Source organism: Kiritimatiellia bacterium (assembly GCA_018001225.1).
Lineage (GTDB): Bacteria > Verrucomicrobiota > Kiritimatiellia > CAIQIC01 > JAGNIJ01 > JAGNIJ01.
This window is the reverse complement of the sequence record JAGNIJ010000001.1, coordinates 1-15,059: the sequence shown is the minus strand read 5'-3', so window position 1 is coordinate 15,059 and position 15,059 is coordinate 1. Positions and strand designations below refer to the sequence as shown.

General features: G+C 68.6%; 13 protein-coding genes. 10 read left to right on the top strand and 3 right to left on the bottom strand.

The window, feature by feature from the left end; translation table 11 throughout:
- Positions 1 to 33 precede the first annotated feature (33 nt).
- Complete coding sequence (locus KA248_00065) at positions 34 to 1,152, top strand: hypothetical protein (protein MBP7828287.1); 1,119 nt, start codon at positions 34 to 36, stop codon at positions 1,150 to 1,152.
- Positions 1,153 to 1,157: 5 nt separating this feature from the next.
- Here the strand turns inward: KA248_00065 and KA248_00060 are convergent, their stop codons facing one another.
- The 3 genes from KA248_00060 to KA248_00050 form a co-directional block, all read right to left on the bottom strand.
- Positions 1,158 to 1,676: a GNAT family N-acetyltransferase gene (locus KA248_00060; GenBank protein ID MBP7828286.1), complete on the bottom strand. Its 519-nt coding sequence runs from the start codon at positions 1,674 to 1,676 to the stop codon at positions 1,158 to 1,160.
- A gap of 10 nt (positions 1,677 to 1,686) precedes the next feature.
- Positions 1,687 to 2,781, bottom strand: a complete 1,095-nt coding sequence (locus KA248_00055) for a DUF4339 domain-containing protein (GenBank protein MBP7828285.1) — start codon at positions 2,779 to 2,781, stop codon at positions 1,687 to 1,689.
- Positions 2,782 to 3,096: 315 nt separating this feature from the next.
- Positions 3,097 to 3,516, bottom strand: coding sequence for a hypothetical protein (locus tag KA248_00050; GenBank protein ID MBP7828284.1), 420 nt, complete (start codon positions 3,514 to 3,516; stop codon positions 3,097 to 3,099).
- Positions 3,517 to 3,631: 115 nt separating this feature from the next.
- Between KA248_00050 and zwf the strand changes: the two genes are divergently transcribed.
- From zwf to KA248_00005, 9 genes are all read left to right on the top strand, one after another.
- Complete coding sequence (gene zwf / locus KA248_00045; protein MBP7828283.1) at positions 3,632 to 5,122, top strand: glucose-6-phosphate dehydrogenase; 1,491 nt, start codon at positions 3,632 to 3,634, stop codon at positions 5,120 to 5,122.
- Entirely contained in the window at positions 5,119 to 5,787 is a 669-nt protein-coding gene (locus KA248_00040) for a 6-phosphogluconolactonase (GenBank protein MBP7828282.1), read from the top strand. Before zwf ends, KA248_00040 begins: the two co-directional genes overlap by 4 nt.
- Positions 5,788 to 5,932: 145 nt before the next feature.
- Complete coding sequence (locus tag KA248_00035; protein ID MBP7828281.1) at positions 5,933 to 7,291, top strand: glycine--tRNA ligase; 1,359 nt, start codon at positions 5,933 to 5,935, stop codon at positions 7,289 to 7,291.
- Complete coding sequence (gene rph / locus KA248_00030; GenBank protein ID MBP7828280.1) at positions 7,288 to 8,034, top strand: ribonuclease PH; 747 nt, start codon at positions 7,288 to 7,290, stop codon at positions 8,032 to 8,034. Before KA248_00035 ends, rph begins: the two co-directional genes overlap by 4 nt.
- Positions 8,031 to 8,798 (top strand): exodeoxyribonuclease III, encoded by a 768-nt coding sequence (xth, locus tag KA248_00025; protein ID MBP7828279.1) that lies wholly within the window; start codon positions 8,031 to 8,033, stop codon positions 8,796 to 8,798. Before rph ends, xth begins: the two co-directional genes overlap by 4 nt.
- A gap of 138 nt (positions 8,799 to 8,936) precedes the next feature.
- Positions 8,937 to 9,530: a CerR family C-terminal domain-containing protein gene (locus tag KA248_00020; GenBank protein ID MBP7828278.1), complete on the top strand. Its 594-nt coding sequence runs from the start codon at positions 8,937 to 8,939 to the stop codon at positions 9,528 to 9,530.
- The gene (locus tag KA248_00015; GenBank protein ID MBP7828277.1) at positions 9,527 to 10,975 is read left to right on the top strand and encodes a TolC family protein; all 1,449 of its coding nucleotides are present in this window, start codon (positions 9,527 to 9,529) and stop codon (positions 10,973 to 10,975) included. The genes KA248_00020 and KA248_00015 overlap by 4 nt, the downstream gene beginning before the upstream one ends.
- The gene (locus KA248_00010; GenBank protein MBP7828276.1) at positions 10,962 to 12,125 is read left to right on the top strand and encodes an efflux RND transporter periplasmic adaptor subunit; all 1,164 of its coding nucleotides are present in this window, start codon (positions 10,962 to 10,964) and stop codon (positions 12,123 to 12,125) included. The genes KA248_00015 and KA248_00010 overlap by 14 nt, the downstream gene beginning before the upstream one ends.
- Positions 12,126 to 12,143: 18 nt before the next feature.
- On the top strand, positions 12,144 to 15,059 hold a 2,916-nt coding region (locus tag KA248_00005; GenBank protein ID MBP7828275.1), incomplete at its 3' end, for an efflux RND transporter permease subunit.

Sequence of the window (15,059 nt, the reverse complement as noted above, 5' to 3'; positions counted from 1 at the left end):
ATGATTGTTCTTTTGTAACAAAGGAAGAGCCGTATGCCGCCCCCAGCCAGCACGCCCGAAAAGAACGACCCGCGCCTCCGCCAGGTGACCGCCGCCGCGCGCGCGCTGGCGGGCCTGATCAGCACCGCGCGGATGTACCAGGTGCAGCACCCGGCTTTCCAGCGCGCGGTCGAGCAGCAGCTGGCCGCGCTGGCGGCGGCCATGGACGAGGCCGGCGAGGTGGTCCTGTACTTCGCCGACGGCCAGATCCGCCACGGCGCGCTCGCGCTCGAACCCGAATCCGGGCTGATGCGAAGCACCGCGAAATGGTTCGAGGACCGCGGGGTGAAGGGCGTTTCGCTGCTGCCCGGCCTGACGGCATCGGAACTCTCGGCTTTTGCCGGCATCATGCTCGCCACGGACAGGAAGTTGGAGACGAGCGGCCTGACCCTGTGCCTGGAAAACGCCGGCATCCGGCACGTCCTCGAACAGAAGATCAAATACGGCATCATCGGCCGCGAGCGCGTCGTCTATCCGCCGGCCACGGGCGCCGCCGCGAAAGCCGGCCCGGCGGCGGCCGGTCCGGCCGCCCCCAAGGCCGGGCCCGCATCACCGGCCCGGCCCGCCATGAAGTCCGCGGCCCCGAAATCCTGGGACCTGGAGTCCGAAACCACGTCCGAGATTCGGGCGGCCCCCCCGCGCCTGGCGGGGCAGAAACCGGTCGCCTCCGGGCGCCGGCCTCTGCGGGAATTCGTAAGCAGCGTATTCGACGCCGTCTCCAAGAACGAGGCCACGCCGCCCCAGGCGGCGGATATCATCGCCGCGGAAATCGAAACCCGGATCGATGAGAAGGTGGACGAGGTCCGCGCCGAGCAGGAAGGCCGCATCCGGCGCCTCGAGCAGGTCAAGGACGTGCTGCTGGAGGAATTGGACGATCTGCACCTGGCGGCCATGCTGCTCGACGCGGACCACCGGGTCGTCGCCATGAACAAGGCCGCGCGCGACCTGCTGGGGCTGCTCGACAAGATCCAGGACGGCTCTCCGCTGGACCAGTTCATCCGCTCCGGCAAGGAGCGCCAGACGGTGGAGTTGCCGGGGGCCTCGCGTCTCGCGCACATGATCATCGCGCCCGACGCCGGCGAGGGCAACCTGATGCTGGTGTGCCTGGAGTAGGCGGTTTACTTCCCGCGGGGCGCCGGCGGCTCGTACTTCCACTTCAAGCCCATCGCGACTTCCGGGCAGGTGAACGGGGAATCGTACTTGGTGCAGTTCACGCAACCCGTGTAGAGCTTGTGCATGATGCTCTCCTTGGGCACCTCGGCGAACCCGAACTTCCGGAAAAAGTCCGGCTTGAACGTCAGCACGATCACCATTTCGGGCTTCAGCTTCTTCACGCGCCGGATCGCGGCCTGGACCAGGGCCCGCCCCATCCCGGTGCCGCGGTAGGCGCGGTCCACGGCCACGGATTTGATCTCGATCGTCGGATGCTTGGCCTGCCCGATCTCGGGCAGGATGCCCCAGGACACGTTGCCGACGATCGCACCGTCCACCACCGCCACGAGGAAGCGGTCGATGTTCTGGATGATATCGCTGACCGGGCGGGGCACCAACTCGTCCGGGTGCCGCTTGATGATGGCGAAGATCGCCGGGGCATCCGCGAACCCGGCCTCCCGTATCGTGTAGTTTCGTTTTTTCATGGAGACCGGCTCACGCGATATCCCCCCGCCGCAGTTGCTCGGGCGGCATGGACTGGTTTTCCCCGACCCTGGCCGAAAGACTGCGCTGGACCGTCTGCAGCGCCTGCTTGTACCCGCGCTCCAGTTGCGCGATGCGCCGACGCGCTTCTTCCAGGAGGTCGCGGGGCACCAGGTCGGCGGACGGTTTCGCGGCCTCCTGCCGCGCCTTTTCCGCCTGCGCGGCCGCTTCCGTCGCGGCGACGCGGGCGCGCTCACACTGCTCCCTCCAGGTAGCGATCTCCGCCCGGGCCGACGCGAGCTGGGCGGAGCGCGCCTGCAGTTCGGCGGTTTGTTTCTGGGCCGCGGCCCGGGCCTCCGCGGCTTCCCGGGCGGCCTGCTCGGCGCGACCCCGCGCCTGGGCGGCTTCCGATGCCGCGGCGGCGGCCGCGTCGTCCGTCTCCCGCCGGACCCGGTCCAGTTGCTCCTGGAGGGTCCGGGTCTCGGCGGCGAGGCGCTCGGCGGCCGACGCGGCTTTCGCCTGCTCTGCCGCGCGTTGTTCCGCCGCCGCCCGGGCCCGAGCCTCGGCCGCCTCGGCATTTTTTTCCAGATCGAGCGCCTTCTTCTCGGCCTCCGCGGCGCGCTGCAGGGCCCGGTCTCGCTCCTGCTCCGTCCGGGCCAGCGTCTCCCGGGCTGTTTTCAGCGCCGCATCGGCCTGGCCGGCGCGGGTTTCCGATTCGGCCGACGCCTTCCGTGCCGCCTCCGCCTCGGCCTTCCATTTCAACTCGGCCGCGGAGGGTTTCTCTTCGCTCTCCAACAGGGCGGAGAGCGTCATGGTCAGTCCTGACTTCGCGGATCGGACGGGGGTGTCGGGTTTCAGTTCGCCGCTGCGGATCAACTCGCGCAGGGCCTGGGACGGCACGGGCCCGAACGGCTTGCCGTCGGGCAATTGAGCCACCCATTCCATCTTCAGGCTGGAAACAGTCGGGGCCGGCTTCCATTCCCGCCGGTCCGCCGAGACAAGGTCATTGGGCGCCACGCGGCCGTCGGCGGCCCAGGCCTCGAGGTTCTTCTCGTCCACCGGGCCGTATACGGTTTCGCTCCCGGCCTTCCGCAGATACCAATTCATCGCCTGCTCCCGGAAAGATGCGCGCGGCCGCGGCATCCATCGGGGGGGAACTATATAACGCCCGCCGCGCTTGGCGAGACATGATTTCCGCCGCGGACATACCTCTGTACCGCACATCCCTTCTGAAGACCCCTGCGGCCTTGTGCCGCGGGTGCATCAGTTCGGAGGCCCGCCTCGCGTGCTCCCCCCGGCCCTGGCCTCCGGCGAGTTATTTTTCCCGCCGCGGGACGAGGGCGGCGCGAGCACGTCATCTGGGGCCGAATGATGTGCAAGACCCCCGGCCATACTTTGCAAAGTATGGCCGAGGGGGCGGATTCAGTACAACGGGAAGAGACACACCCCGATGTGCAGGACCTGGGCGCCGGCGTACGTGCCGATGTCTCCGGCATTGCTCTCGAACCCGGGCGCGCTGGCGTAGGCCACCAGCGTCACGCCCGGCGACGCGTCGACCTCGAACCAGGCCACCCCGTCGTACCCCGTGAACCCGGATACGCGCCGCTCCGGCACGGTCGCCACGATCAGTTCGACGTCCGCGTAGGCCACCGCGAATCCCGCGGGATCCGCCACGTAGACCTCGACGCGGTAGGGATAGGCCGGCTCCTCGACGACCACCGCGGGCGGCGGGTCGCCGCAGCCGCCACAGTAGTCCTCCTCGCAACCGCACAGCGCCAGTCCCCACAGCGCCAGCGCGACGCCGCCCCACCGCCTTGCCGCCCTGTTCATGAACGTGCTCATGCGTCCATCCTCTCTTTCCTTTCGACGCGCCCGGCCCGCCGTTATTCAACCGGCCCGCCCCCTTGAGAAAACCCGCCGCCTCGCGTACACTGCCGCCACGACGAGGCCCTTCGCCATGACCGAAACGCCGACGCTCCAGGTGGAACATGACAAGCCGTTGAGCCTCGTCCTCGTGGGCGCCTCCGGCGACCTGGCCCAGAAAAAAATCCTGCCGGCCCTCTTCTCGCTCTTCAGCCAGAACCTCCTCCCGCCCGAGGTCCGCTTCTACGGCTTCGCGCGCACGCCCATGACCGACACGGAGTTCCGGCAGAAGGCGATGGAGCACCTGACCTGCCGCTATGTGCCCGGCGCGAACTGCGCCCAGTGGATGGACCGATTCCTCGCGCGCTGCCACTACCAGGCCGGCCAGTACCACTCGGCGGATTCGTTCCTCGACCTGTTCCGGCGCATGAAGGGCTTCGAGAAAACCGCCGAAGTCAACCGCCTCTTCTACCTCGCCATCCCGCCGTCCGTATTCCTCGACGTGGCCCACGCCCTGGCCGACGCCGGGCTCGTCACGTGCGGCCCCGGCCGCGGCTGGTCGCGCGTGGTGATGGAAAAGCCCTTCGGCCGCGACCGGGCGTCCTCGGACGAAATGGCCCGCGAACTGGTCCACGTCTTCAGCGAACGGCAGATCTACCGGATCGATCACTACCTCGGCAAGGAACTCGTCCAGAACCTGCTGGTCCTTCGCTTCGCCAACATCGTGTTCGAGCCGCTCTGGAGCCGCGAGTTCATCCGGGGCGTGGACATCTGCTGGAAGGAAGACATCGGCATCGGCTCGCGCGGCGGCTACTACGACGGCATCGGCGTCATACGCGACGTGATGCAGAACCACCTGCTGCAGATCCTCTCCCTGCTGGCCATGGAGCGCCCCGCCGCCGTGGACGCCCGCGCCGTGCGCGACGAGAAGGTGAAAGTCCTGCGGGCCATCCCGCCCCTTCGTCAAAAAGACCTCGTGCTGGGCCAGTATACCGGCGTCGAGCGCCGCGGGCGCCGCCAGCCCGGGTACCTTGAGGAGCCCGGCGTGGCGCCGGACTCGGTCACGCCCACCTACGCCGCCTGCGTGCTGCGCGTCGAAAACGACCGTTGGCGGGGAGTCCCGTTCTTCATGCGCGCCGGCAAAGGGCTCGACGGGCGGCTCGCGGAAATCCGGGTCCGCTTCCGGCCGGTGCCGGGCAATCCCTTCGCCCGGCTGCTGCCCGTCCTGCCGGAAAATGACCTCATCATCCGCGTGCAGCCCGACGAGGCCATCAACCTGCGCATCATCAACAAGGCGCCCGGCCTGGCCCTCCGCCTCGAGGAAACCGCGCTGGACCTGCGCTACCACGCCGCGTTCAAGGAGATCATCCCCGACGCCTACGAGTGCCTCCTGCTCGACGCCCTGCGGGGCGACAAGAGCCTCTTCATCCGCGCCGACGAGCTGGCCGCCGCCTGGGATATCTTCACCCCGATCCTCCACGAAACGGAAATCGACCGCGTCCGGCCGGAGCCCTATCCGTTCGGCAGCGCCGGCCCCGCCGCCACCCGCGAACTCGCCGCGCGAGAAGGGATCGAATGCGAATGAAACTGTGCCGATTCGCCTCGCCGGAGGAGTTGACCGACGCCGCGGTCGCGCTGCTGGCGCGGCACCTCGCGCCCCACCCGTCGCCCCGGTGGCGGGCCGTCATGCTCTCCGGCGGCCGGACGCCTCTTCCCGCCTACCGCGCGCTCGCGGCCGAAGGCGTCGTTGCCGCCCCGGAGCTCCGCTTTTTCTTGAGCGACGAGCGCTACGTCCCGCCCACCCACCCGGACAGCAATTTCAGGCCGCTGGCGGACCTGTTCACCGCCCTGTCCGTGCCCGGCGACCGGCTGCTCCGCGTGAACACCAGCCTTCCCCTCGACGAGGCCGCGGAGCAGTACCACCGGGACCTGCAGGCCCTGCTGCACGGGGGCGCGCATTTCACCCTCGGCCTGCTGGGCCTCGGCACCGACGGGCACACGGCGTCGCTGTTCAGCCCGACCGACGTCCGGCGCGGCGCGGGCCGGCTCGCCGTCTCCGTCCGGCGCCCGAACCCGCCGCACCGCATCAGCGTTACGCCGGGGCTGCTGCAGCACGTCGAGGAAGTCGTCTTCCTGGCGTCCGGGCCCGACAAAGCCGCCGTGGTCCGGAAGCTCCTCGACACGCCGGAAAGCCTGCCCGCCGGCCTCGCCGTCGCCGGCTGCCGGAACGTGGAAGTGTGGGTGGCCTGAAAAGGGTTCAGGGTTCGGTGGTCAGGGTTCAGATCCTGAACCCCGAACCCTAAGCCCTGAACCCTTTCCCCAAAACCTCTTGACCCGTTCGCCCCCGCTGGCGCACCATGCCGGTCCCATGACAACGGACAAAGCCCAACTGACCATGGAAGCCCTGGCCTCGCTCTGCAAGCGCCGCGGCTTCATCTTCCAGAGCTCCGAAATCTACGGCGGCATCAACGGGTTCTGGGACTACGGACCGCTGGGCGTCGAGCTCAAGCGGAACATCAAGGAGTCCTGGTGGCGCGCGATGGTCCAGAACCGGGACGACATCGTCGGCCTCGATTCCTCCATCATCATGCACCCGCGCATCTGGGAGGCGTCCGGCCACGTCCAGGGCTTCGCCGACCCCATGGTGGACTGCAAGAAATGCAAGGGCCGCTGGCGCGCGGACCAGCTGCCGGAGACCAAGTGCCCGCAGGGCGGCCCGCACGAGTACACCGAGGCGCGCCTCTTCAACCTGATGTTCGAGACCAATGTCGGGCCGGTCAAGGACGCCTCGACGGTGGCCTACCTCCGCCCCGAAACCGCCCAGGGCATCTTCGCGCAGTTCAAGAACGTCCTCGAGGTCGCGCGCCAGAAGGTCCCGTTCGGCATCGCGCAGATCGGCAAGGCCTTCCGCAACGAGATCAACCCGCGCAACTACACCTTCCGCTCGCGCGAATTCGAGCAGATGGAGCTGGAGTTCTTCATCAAGCCCGGCACCGACGCGGAGTGGCACGAGTACTGGGTCGCGGAGCGGATGAAGTGGTACCAGTCCATCGGCCTGCCCGAGGGCCACCTGCACCGCTACGTCTACCCGAAGGAAGAGCTCGCCCATTACGCCAGCGCCTGCGTGGACGTGATGTACGACTTCCCGTTCGGCACGCAGGAGCTCGAGGGCATCGCGGCGCGTGGCAACTTCGACTTGAGCCGCCACCAGGAATTCAGCGGCAAGTCCATGGAGTACTTCGACGAGGAGACGAAGCAGAAGTTCGTCCCGCACGTCGTCGAGCCGTCCGCCGGCGTGGACCGCATCGCGCTCGCGCTGCTCTGCGAGGCCTACCGCGAGGAGTGGGTGCCCACCGCCGAGGCCGCCGGGCAGCCCCCGCTGCCCGCCGAGCCCGGGAAACAGCCTCCCCAGGGCTATGAGGCCCGCACGGTCATGCGCTTCGCCCCGCGCGCGGCGCCGGTCAAGGTCGCCGTGTTCCCGCTCATGAAGAACAAGCCGGAGCTGGTGGAGAAGGCCCGCGGCATCTTCGACACGCTCCGCCGCCGCTGGCCCGCGTTCTGGGACGTCGCCGGCGCCATCGGCCGCCGCTACCGCCGCCAGGACGAGATCGGCACGCCGTTCTGCATCACCGTGGACTTCCAGACCTTAGAGGACAGCACGGTCACCATCCGCGACCGCGACACAATGAAACAGGAGCGCGTCGCCGTCGCCGATCTGCCCGCGAAGCTCGGGGCCACGCTGGACGCCACATGACCGCGCCCGCGAAAAAGGCCGCGCGCGCCGACGGCCGCGCGCCGGACGAATTGAGGCCCATCCGGTTCATCCCCGACCTCGCCCCGGCCGCGGCCGGGTCCGTCCTCGTCGAGTTCGGCCGCACGCGCGTGATCTGCGGCGCGAGCATCGAGGCCGGCGTCCCGCGCTGGATGCGGGCGCAGAACGTGTCCGGCGGCTGGCTGACGGCCGAGTACAGCATCCTCCCCTACGCCACGAAGCCCCGCAGCTCGCGGGAAAGCAGCACGGGCAAGGTGAGCGGGCGCACGCAGGAGATCCAGCGCCTGATCGGCCGCAGCCTGCGCGCCGTGACGGACCTCGACAAGCTGGGCGAGCGTACGATCTGGCTCGACTGCGACGTGATCGAGGCCGACGGCGGCACCCGGACGGCCGCGGTCACCGGCGCGTGGGTCGCGCTGCGCCGCGCGGTGAACCAGCTCCTGAAAGAGGGCGCGCTCAAGGAAGACCCCCTGCGCGAGGCCGTCGCCGCCGTCAGCGTCGGGATCGTCGAGGGCCGGCCGTTGCTCGACCTGTGCTACACGGAGGACCTCGCCGCCGCCGTGGACATGAACGTGGTCATGACCGCCTCGGGTAAATTCGTCGAGGTCCAGGGCACCGCCGAGGAATCGCCGTATTCCCGCGAGGAACTGGACCGCCTGCTCGCGCTGGCCGGCAAGGGCATCCGGAAACTGCTCAAGGAGCAGGAGTCCGCGGCGCGCGCATGAAGATCGCGACGTTCAACGCCAACTCGATCCGGTCCCGGCTGGAGGTTGTCCTCGCGTGGCTGAAGCAAAACCGGCCGGATATCCTCGCCGTCCAGGAAACCAAGGTCGTGGATGAACTCTTTCCGCGCGAGCCGATCGAGGCCGCGGGCTACCGCGCCGCGTTCCGGGGCCAGAAGGGCTACAACGGCGTCGCCGTCATTTCGAAAAAGCCGGCCGACGAGGTGCGGTTCGGGTTCGACGACCAGGGCCCGGCCGACGAGACCCGCCTGATCCACGCGCGCTTCGGGAAGCTGCACGTGATCAACACCTACGTCCCGCAGGGCCGCGAGGTGGATCACCCGATGTACCGGTACAAGATCGAATGGTACGCCCGGCTGCGGAACTATTTCGACCGGCACTTCACACCGCGCGACCGCGTGATCTGGCTCGGTGACCTCAACGTCGCGCGCACCCCGCTGGACGTCCACAATCCCGAAGAACGGGAAAACCACGTCTGCTATCATCGCGCCGCGCGCGAGGCGTTCGAGCAGTGCCTCGCGTGGGGCTTCACGGACGTCTTCCGCAAGCACCATCCCGAGCCGGGCCAGTACTCGTTCTTCGACTACCGCACCCCGCGCGCGGTGGAGCGGGGGCTGGGCTGGAGGCTGGACTACATCCTCGCCTCGCCGCCCACGGCCAAGACGAGCCGGGCGTCCGGCATCGATCTCGATCCTCGGCGCGCTAATCCTTCCTCCGACCATACCTTCGTGTTCGCCGATTTTTAGCGGCCCCCGCTTGACAACCATTCCAACTCGGCATAGAGTTAAAACAATCGTTTGATACATTTGTTTTATACGGTGCACATGAACACTGAACATGTTTTAAATAAAGAAGATGCGAAAAAGCGCATTCTTCTGGCCGCGATGGAAAAGTTCGCCGACAGGGGCTTCGGGCCGACCAGTGTGCGTGAAATCTGCGAGGCGGCAGATGTCAATGTGGCCGCCGTGAATTACTACTTCCGCTCGAAGGAGCAGTTGTACCACGAGGTCTTCCAGTCCTTGTTCGAAAATGTGGGCAAACCCCTGATGGCCATCCCTTCCACGGTCCGCGACGAGGATTCCTGGAAGGCCGCTTTGCTGGAATGGTTCCGCACGGCGCTCCGGCTGGTCACGGAGGAAAAGCCGCCCACGCGCTGGATGGTTCAGTTGACCGCCCACGAGCGCACGCGGCCCTCGAGTGTATTCCCCGTCCTGTACGAAAGCTTCTTCGAGCCGCTGCGCATGAGCCTGGGCATGCTGCTCCGCATGGGCCTGCCGAAGGACGTCGACGAGGTCGAGGTCCGCATCTGGGAGATCTCGGCGGCCTCGCAGGTGGTGGTGTACATTCACCGCGCGCCGCCGTGGGACGCCCACCTGTTTCCTCCGGGTCTTTCCCGCGAGGACTGGGTTGAGCGAACCGCCCTTCACGTGGCCGACAGCATCACCGCCCGCCTATCCTTCCGGACGGCCACGCCGTGAAGACTCTTCCCCGACACCTTCTGCTTCTTCCCCTGCTGGCCGCCGGCTGTTCCAGCCTGACGCCGGCCGAGCAGCGCGCGCACCATGCCGACGCGTGGTCCTCCAACCTGGTGGCCGAGACGCAGGCGGTCCTGGAAAAATACAGCCCTTCGCTTTCGCTGGCGGACTGCCGGGCGATCGCGCGCGAGCGCAGCCTTTCGCTCGCAGGCGCGCGGCTGGCCGAGCGCCTGGCGCGGATCGACAGCCAAGCCGCCTTCAGCGCCTACCTGCCCCAGGTCTCGGCCCAGTTCGAGGCGGTCAACTTGAGCGAGCCCGCGCTGCGCCGGATGGGCGAGAGCCCCGTTGAAACGCAGGACCAGGACATCCGCCTCGCCTCGATCCGGATCGCCCAGCCGGTCTTCACCCCGAACGCCTGGCTGCTCTACGCCTCCGCGCGGCGCGGCGCGGACATCCGGGCCCTCTCCCGCGAGCGCGCGGAGCAGTTCGTGGATGTCCAGGTTTCCGGCCTGTTTCTCCAGTTGGCGGTGCTCGAATCTCGGCGCGCGGCCGCCCGGCGCCAGGCCGACGCGGCCGACGCGCTGCGGAAGGAAGTCGCCGCCCTCGCGCGGGAAGGCTACGCGCGGGACGCGGACCTGCAGCAGGTCCGCGCCCTGGAAATGAACGCCCGGCTCCGGGCCGCGCAACTTGACCGCGAGGCCGGGCTCGCCCGGTCGCGCCTGCTCGAGGCCCTGAACCTCTGGCCGCTGGCGGACGCCTCGTTCCGGGCGGACTCCATCGACGATCCCGCGCTGCGCCGGATCGCCGCCGGGCCGCCGGACGGGAAGCCGACGGTCCTGGATCCCGAGGCCGTGGAAGCCCGGCCGGTCGAGGAATGGCTCTTCATCGCCCTGCGGCAGAGGCTGGAGCTGTACGCCGGCGACCAGGCGGTCGCCCTGCACAAGAACGAGATCCTGCGCGCGCTGGCGCTTTTCCTGCCCGAGCTGTACGGCTTCGCGAATTTCTACACGACGTCGGATTCCTACACCGTCAACGACCAGTACTGGGGCGCGGGCCTGCAGGGCGCGTGGTCGCTGTTCACGGGTTTCCGCAACATCCAGGCCTACCGCGCGGCGCGGGCGCAGAAACGGCAGGCCTTCGTCGAGCGCGAGGAAACCGCGCTGTCCGTGCTGCTCCAGGTGCTCGAGGCGCGGAAGGGCGTGCGGGACGCGGACGAGCAGTGGCACGTCGCGAAGCAGAATGCCCGGGCGGCGGGGCAGGAACGGAAGGACGCGCGCGCGCAATACGAATCCGGCTACGAGAACCTGTCGCGCTACCTGGACGCCCTGGCCGCCGACGAGGCCGCCGCGGCGGCCCTCGCGAGCGCCGGCTACGCGCGCTCGATGACGGTGCAGGTCTTCCGCGATGTCATCGGCATGAACAAGGACTCCGAACATGAAAAAGAATGATCTTCCGCGCATCGTCGCCGGGCTTGGCATCATCCTGCTGTTTCTCTGCCTGGCCGGCTGCGGCCGGAAACCGGCCCGGGAGGCCGGCGCGGCCCGCCTGATCAAGGTTAGCGTCGCGCAACCCGAGGAGCGGGTTTTCCGGAGCGCGTTGCGCGTGCAGGGCACGGTCCGGGCGGTGGACCGCGCGCGCGTCGCGGCCCGCGTCGCGGGCACGATCGAAGAGGTCTTCGTAGATGAGGGCGCGGCGGTCGAAGCGGGCCGGCCGCTCTTCCAGACCGACAAGGCCAGCCTGGAAAGCAAGGTCCAGATCGAGCGCGACAACCTGAAGGTCGCGGCCGCGTCCCGCGCCGAGGCCCAGGCCGCGCTCGCGGAGGCCCGGGCCGTTTTCGCCAAGGCGGAACTGGACTATGGGCGGTTCCAGAAGCTCTACCGGGACGACAAGGCCGTGACGCTCAACGCGCTCGAGCAGGCCGAGACGGCGTTCAAGAGCGCCGAGGCGGGGCTGCTCCACGCCCGCGCGGTGGTGGACCTGGCGAAGGCGCGCGAGGCGCAGGCGCGGTCGGCGCTGGAGATCGCCGAGAAACAGCTCGCCGACTCCACGGTAACCGCGCCGTTCCAGGGCACCGTGACGCGGAAGCTGGTCGAGCTCGGGGAATACGCCTCGGCCGGGGCGGCGGTCTTCGAGCTGGAGGACCCGGCCCGGCTGGAGGCGGTTTTTGTCTTGAGCGCGGAGTACTACGGCCGGGTCGAGACGAACCGGACACGCCTGCGGATCGCCCGCGGCGCCGAACCGGTGGAAGCCGCGGTGACATACAAGGCGCCCTCGGTTCACCCGGTCACGCGGACGTTCGAGGTCCGGGCCGCGCTGCCGGACGCCCGCGGGTACGCCCCCGGCATGCTCTGCGACGTGGATGTCACGCTCGACGAGCACCGCGGCTGGGGCCTGCCGACCGCGGCCATCGGCCTGCGCGGCGGCCAAGCGGTCGTCTTCGCCGTGGAGGAGGACCGGGCCGTGCTGACGCCGGTCAGGCCGGGGCCCGCGGACAACGGGTTCACCGAGTTGCTCGACGCGGACGCGCTGCTCGACCGGGGCTTTGTCGTGGAAGGCCAGGCGTTCCTGAACGACGGCGACCGGGTCCGCCTCGACTGACCGGGAAAGGAGCGCGCCATGTTTCTTTCCAATGCCTCCATCAAGCGGCCCATCGCGATGACCACGGTCATCCTGATGGTGCTGTTCTTCGGAGCCTTCGCCTACCGGCAGCTCGGACTGGACCTGATGCCACAGGTCGAATTACCGTTCATCACGGTGCTGACGGTCTATCCCGGCGCCGCGCCCGACGAGATCGAGACCTCCGTCGCGAAGAAGATCGAGGACGCCGTCGTCGCCGTGGACGGCATCCGGCACCTGCACTCCACGTGCATGAACAACGTGTGCCAGACGCTGATCGAATTCGAGTTGAGCCGCGACGTGGACCTCGCGGCCATGGACGTCCGGGAGAAGATCGACCTCATCCGCGCCGACCTGCCGGAGGCCGTGGAGGATCCCAACATCCTGAAGTTCGACGTCAACGCCCGGCCGGTCGTCACCCTTGCGCTCACCGGCGACCTGGCGACAGACGAGCTGTACGACTACGCCGACAACCGGCTGCGCGACCGGCTTTCCACCCTCGCCGGCGTGGCGAACGTCGAGATCACGGGCGGGGCCACGCGCGAGGTCCACGTGCTGGCCGACCGCGGGAAGCTGGCCGCGCGCGGGCTGACCGTTCCCGACCTCGCCCGGGCGGTCAGCGAGGGGAACATCAAGATCCCCTCGGGCTCGCTGCGGGACGGCTCGCGCGAGTTTACCGTCACGTTCGACGGCGAGGCGGGGCGGATCGAGGATCTCGCCGACCTGCAGGTCGGCGTGGTCGCCGGCGAGCGCGTCTACGTGCGCGACGTGGCGGACGTCACAATGGGCACGGAGCGCGTCGAGGCCGCGGCTTACTTCCGGGGCCGGCCGTGCATCGCGGTCAAGATCGTCAAGAAGGGCGAGGCCAATGCCGTCCGCGTGGTCCAGCGCGTGCGGGAGGCCGTCGAACAGCTCCGGCCGGAACTGCCGGGCGGCATGGAGCTGGCCTGGTTCCGGGACGACGCGGACTTCATCGAGGCCACGGTGGACGACGCCTGGAGCAGCGTGGTCCAGGGCATCCTGCTGACCGGCGCCATCCTGCTGCTGTTCCTGCAGGACATCCGCACGGCCTTCATCGCGTTCATCAGCATGCCGGCCTCCATCGTGGCGGCGTTCACCATCATGCCGTCGCTAGGGTACACGCTCAACACGCCGACGCTGACCGCGTTCGGCATCTCTGTGGGCATCCTGGTCACCAATTCCATCGTCGTGCTCGAGAACATCGCGGCCAAGCTGTCCGGGCACCGCGACCGGGTGAAGGACGACGTGCAGAAGGCCACGGCGGCGGTCGCCGTGGCCGTGCTCGCCAGCGCGCTGACGAACATCGTGGTGTTCATCCCGGTCGGCATGATGCGCTCGTTGAGCGGGCGCATGTTGAGCTGCTTCGGCGTGGTGATCGCGGCGGCGACGCTGGCGTCCCTCTTCATGAGCTTCACGCTCACCCCGATCCTGTCCGCCCTGCTGCTGCGGCACGAGCCGCGGTTCAACCGGCGCCTGCAGTGGCTGTTCCGGCCGTGGCAGCGGTTCTACGAAAAGCTCGAGGCGGCCTACCGCGGCTCCCTGCTTCGTGCGTCGCGCCGGAGCGGCCTGCTCGTCGCCGTCACCCTGGCGCTCTGCGTGGCGGGCCTCGTCTTCGTCGCGCCCCGGGTCTCCATGACCTTCGTCCCGCAGGCCGACTCCGGCGAGCTGTCCATCAAGCTGGAATATCCCGGCGACTTCAACGTGGACGAGACAGCCCGGCGCGCGCAGGCCGTCGCGGCGAAGTTCGAGGGCCGGCCGGAGGTGCGCGACAGCCTGGTGATCGTCGGCAAGGTCCAGGGCATGCTGGGCCAGGTTTCCGAGGGCCCGTTCCTCGCGGAAATCCTGGTCCGGCTCGCGCCGAAAACGGAGCGGAAGGAGGGCATCGAGTCGGTGCGCGAGGCGTACCGGCGCCTGCTGGAGGACGAGGCGGGCTGCCAGTACTCCGTGATGATCCCGTCGACCATCGGCGGCGCGTCGAAGATGATCGAGGCCCAGATCAGCGGCGACGACCTGGACACGCTGAACCGCCTGGGCCGCGAGGCGGCGCGCATGGCGGAAGATAACCCGCTGACCGTGGACATCGAGCATTCCATCCGGGTCGGCAAGCCGGAGGTCCGGATCCGGCCCCGCCGCGCGATCCTGCACGACCTGGGCGCGCCGGCCCGGGGCCTCGGCCTGGCCCTCCGCGGCGACATCGAGGGGCTCATCGCCTCCACCTTCAAGAAGGGCGACCGCACCTACGACATCCGCGTCAAGTACGCCGAGGAACCCGGCCGCGACCAGGTGCCGGCCCTGAACCTGCCCGGCGCCGGCGGGAAGCCCCTGCACCTGGAGACCGTCGCCTCGCTGGAGAACTCCGAGCAGCCCGTGCAGATCATCCGCAGCGAGAAACAGCGCGTGGTGCGCGTCTATGCCGACCTCGCGCCCGGCGCCGGCCTGGGGACCGCCGTCGAGCAACTGGGTCAATCCATCGCAGCCAGCCTGCCGGCCGGATACCGCGTCATGTTCCTCGGCATGGCCGAAAAAATGGCCGAGGCGTTCGGCGAATTCAAAACCGTGGTCCTCATCGCGATCTTCCTGACCTACCTGCTGCTCGCGGCCATCCTGGAATCGTGGACCCAGCCGTTCATGATCATGATGACCGTGCCGTTCTCGTATCTCGGCCTGTTCCTGGCGATCTGGCTGACGGGCAATTCCCTGTCCATCCTCGGCCTGCTGGGCGGCGTTATGCTGATCGGCGTCGTGGTGAACAACGCGATCCTGATGATGGACGAGGTCAACGTCCTGCGCCGCGAACAGGGCCTGCACAAGCGGGAGGCCATGATCAAGGGCGCGGTCGACAAGTTACGGCCGATCTGCATGACCTCGATCGCCGCAGTGCTGGGCGTGCTGCCC

Bases quoted from the DNA above. Each gene is read 5' to 3' on its own strand.
- KA248_00065 (MBP7828287.1), top strand. From the start codon at position 34: ATGCCGCCCCCAGCCAGCACGCCCGAAAAGAACGACCCGCGCCTCCGC.
- KA248_00060 (MBP7828286.1), bottom strand. From the start codon at position 1,676: ATGAAAAAACGAAACTACACGATACGGGAGGCCGGGTTCGCGGATGCC.
- KA248_00055 (MBP7828285.1), bottom strand. From the start codon at position 2,781: ATGAATTGGTATCTGCGGAAGGCCGGGAGCGAAACCGTATACGGCCCG.
- KA248_00050 (MBP7828284.1), bottom strand. From the start codon at position 3,516: ATGAGCACGTTCATGAACAGGGCGGCAAGGCGGTGGGGCGGCGTCGCG.
- zwf (MBP7828283.1), top strand. From the start codon at position 3,632: ATGACCGAAACGCCGACGCTCCAGGTGGAACATGACAAGCCGTTGAGC.
- KA248_00040 (MBP7828282.1), top strand. From the start codon at position 5,119: ATGAAACTGTGCCGATTCGCCTCGCCGGAGGAGTTGACCGACGCCGCG.
- KA248_00035 (MBP7828281.1), top strand. From the start codon at position 5,933: ATGGAAGCCCTGGCCTCGCTCTGCAAGCGCCGCGGCTTCATCTTCCAG.
- rph (MBP7828280.1), top strand. From the start codon at position 7,288: ATGACCGCGCCCGCGAAAAAGGCCGCGCGCGCCGACGGCCGCGCGCCG.
- xth (MBP7828279.1), top strand. From the start codon at position 8,031: ATGAAGATCGCGACGTTCAACGCCAACTCGATCCGGTCCCGGCTGGAG.
- KA248_00020 (MBP7828278.1), top strand. From the start codon at position 8,937: ATGGAAAAGTTCGCCGACAGGGGCTTCGGGCCGACCAGTGTGCGTGAA.
- KA248_00010 (MBP7828276.1), top strand. From the start codon at position 10,962: ATGAAAAAGAATGATCTTCCGCGCATCGTCGCCGGGCTTGGCATCATC.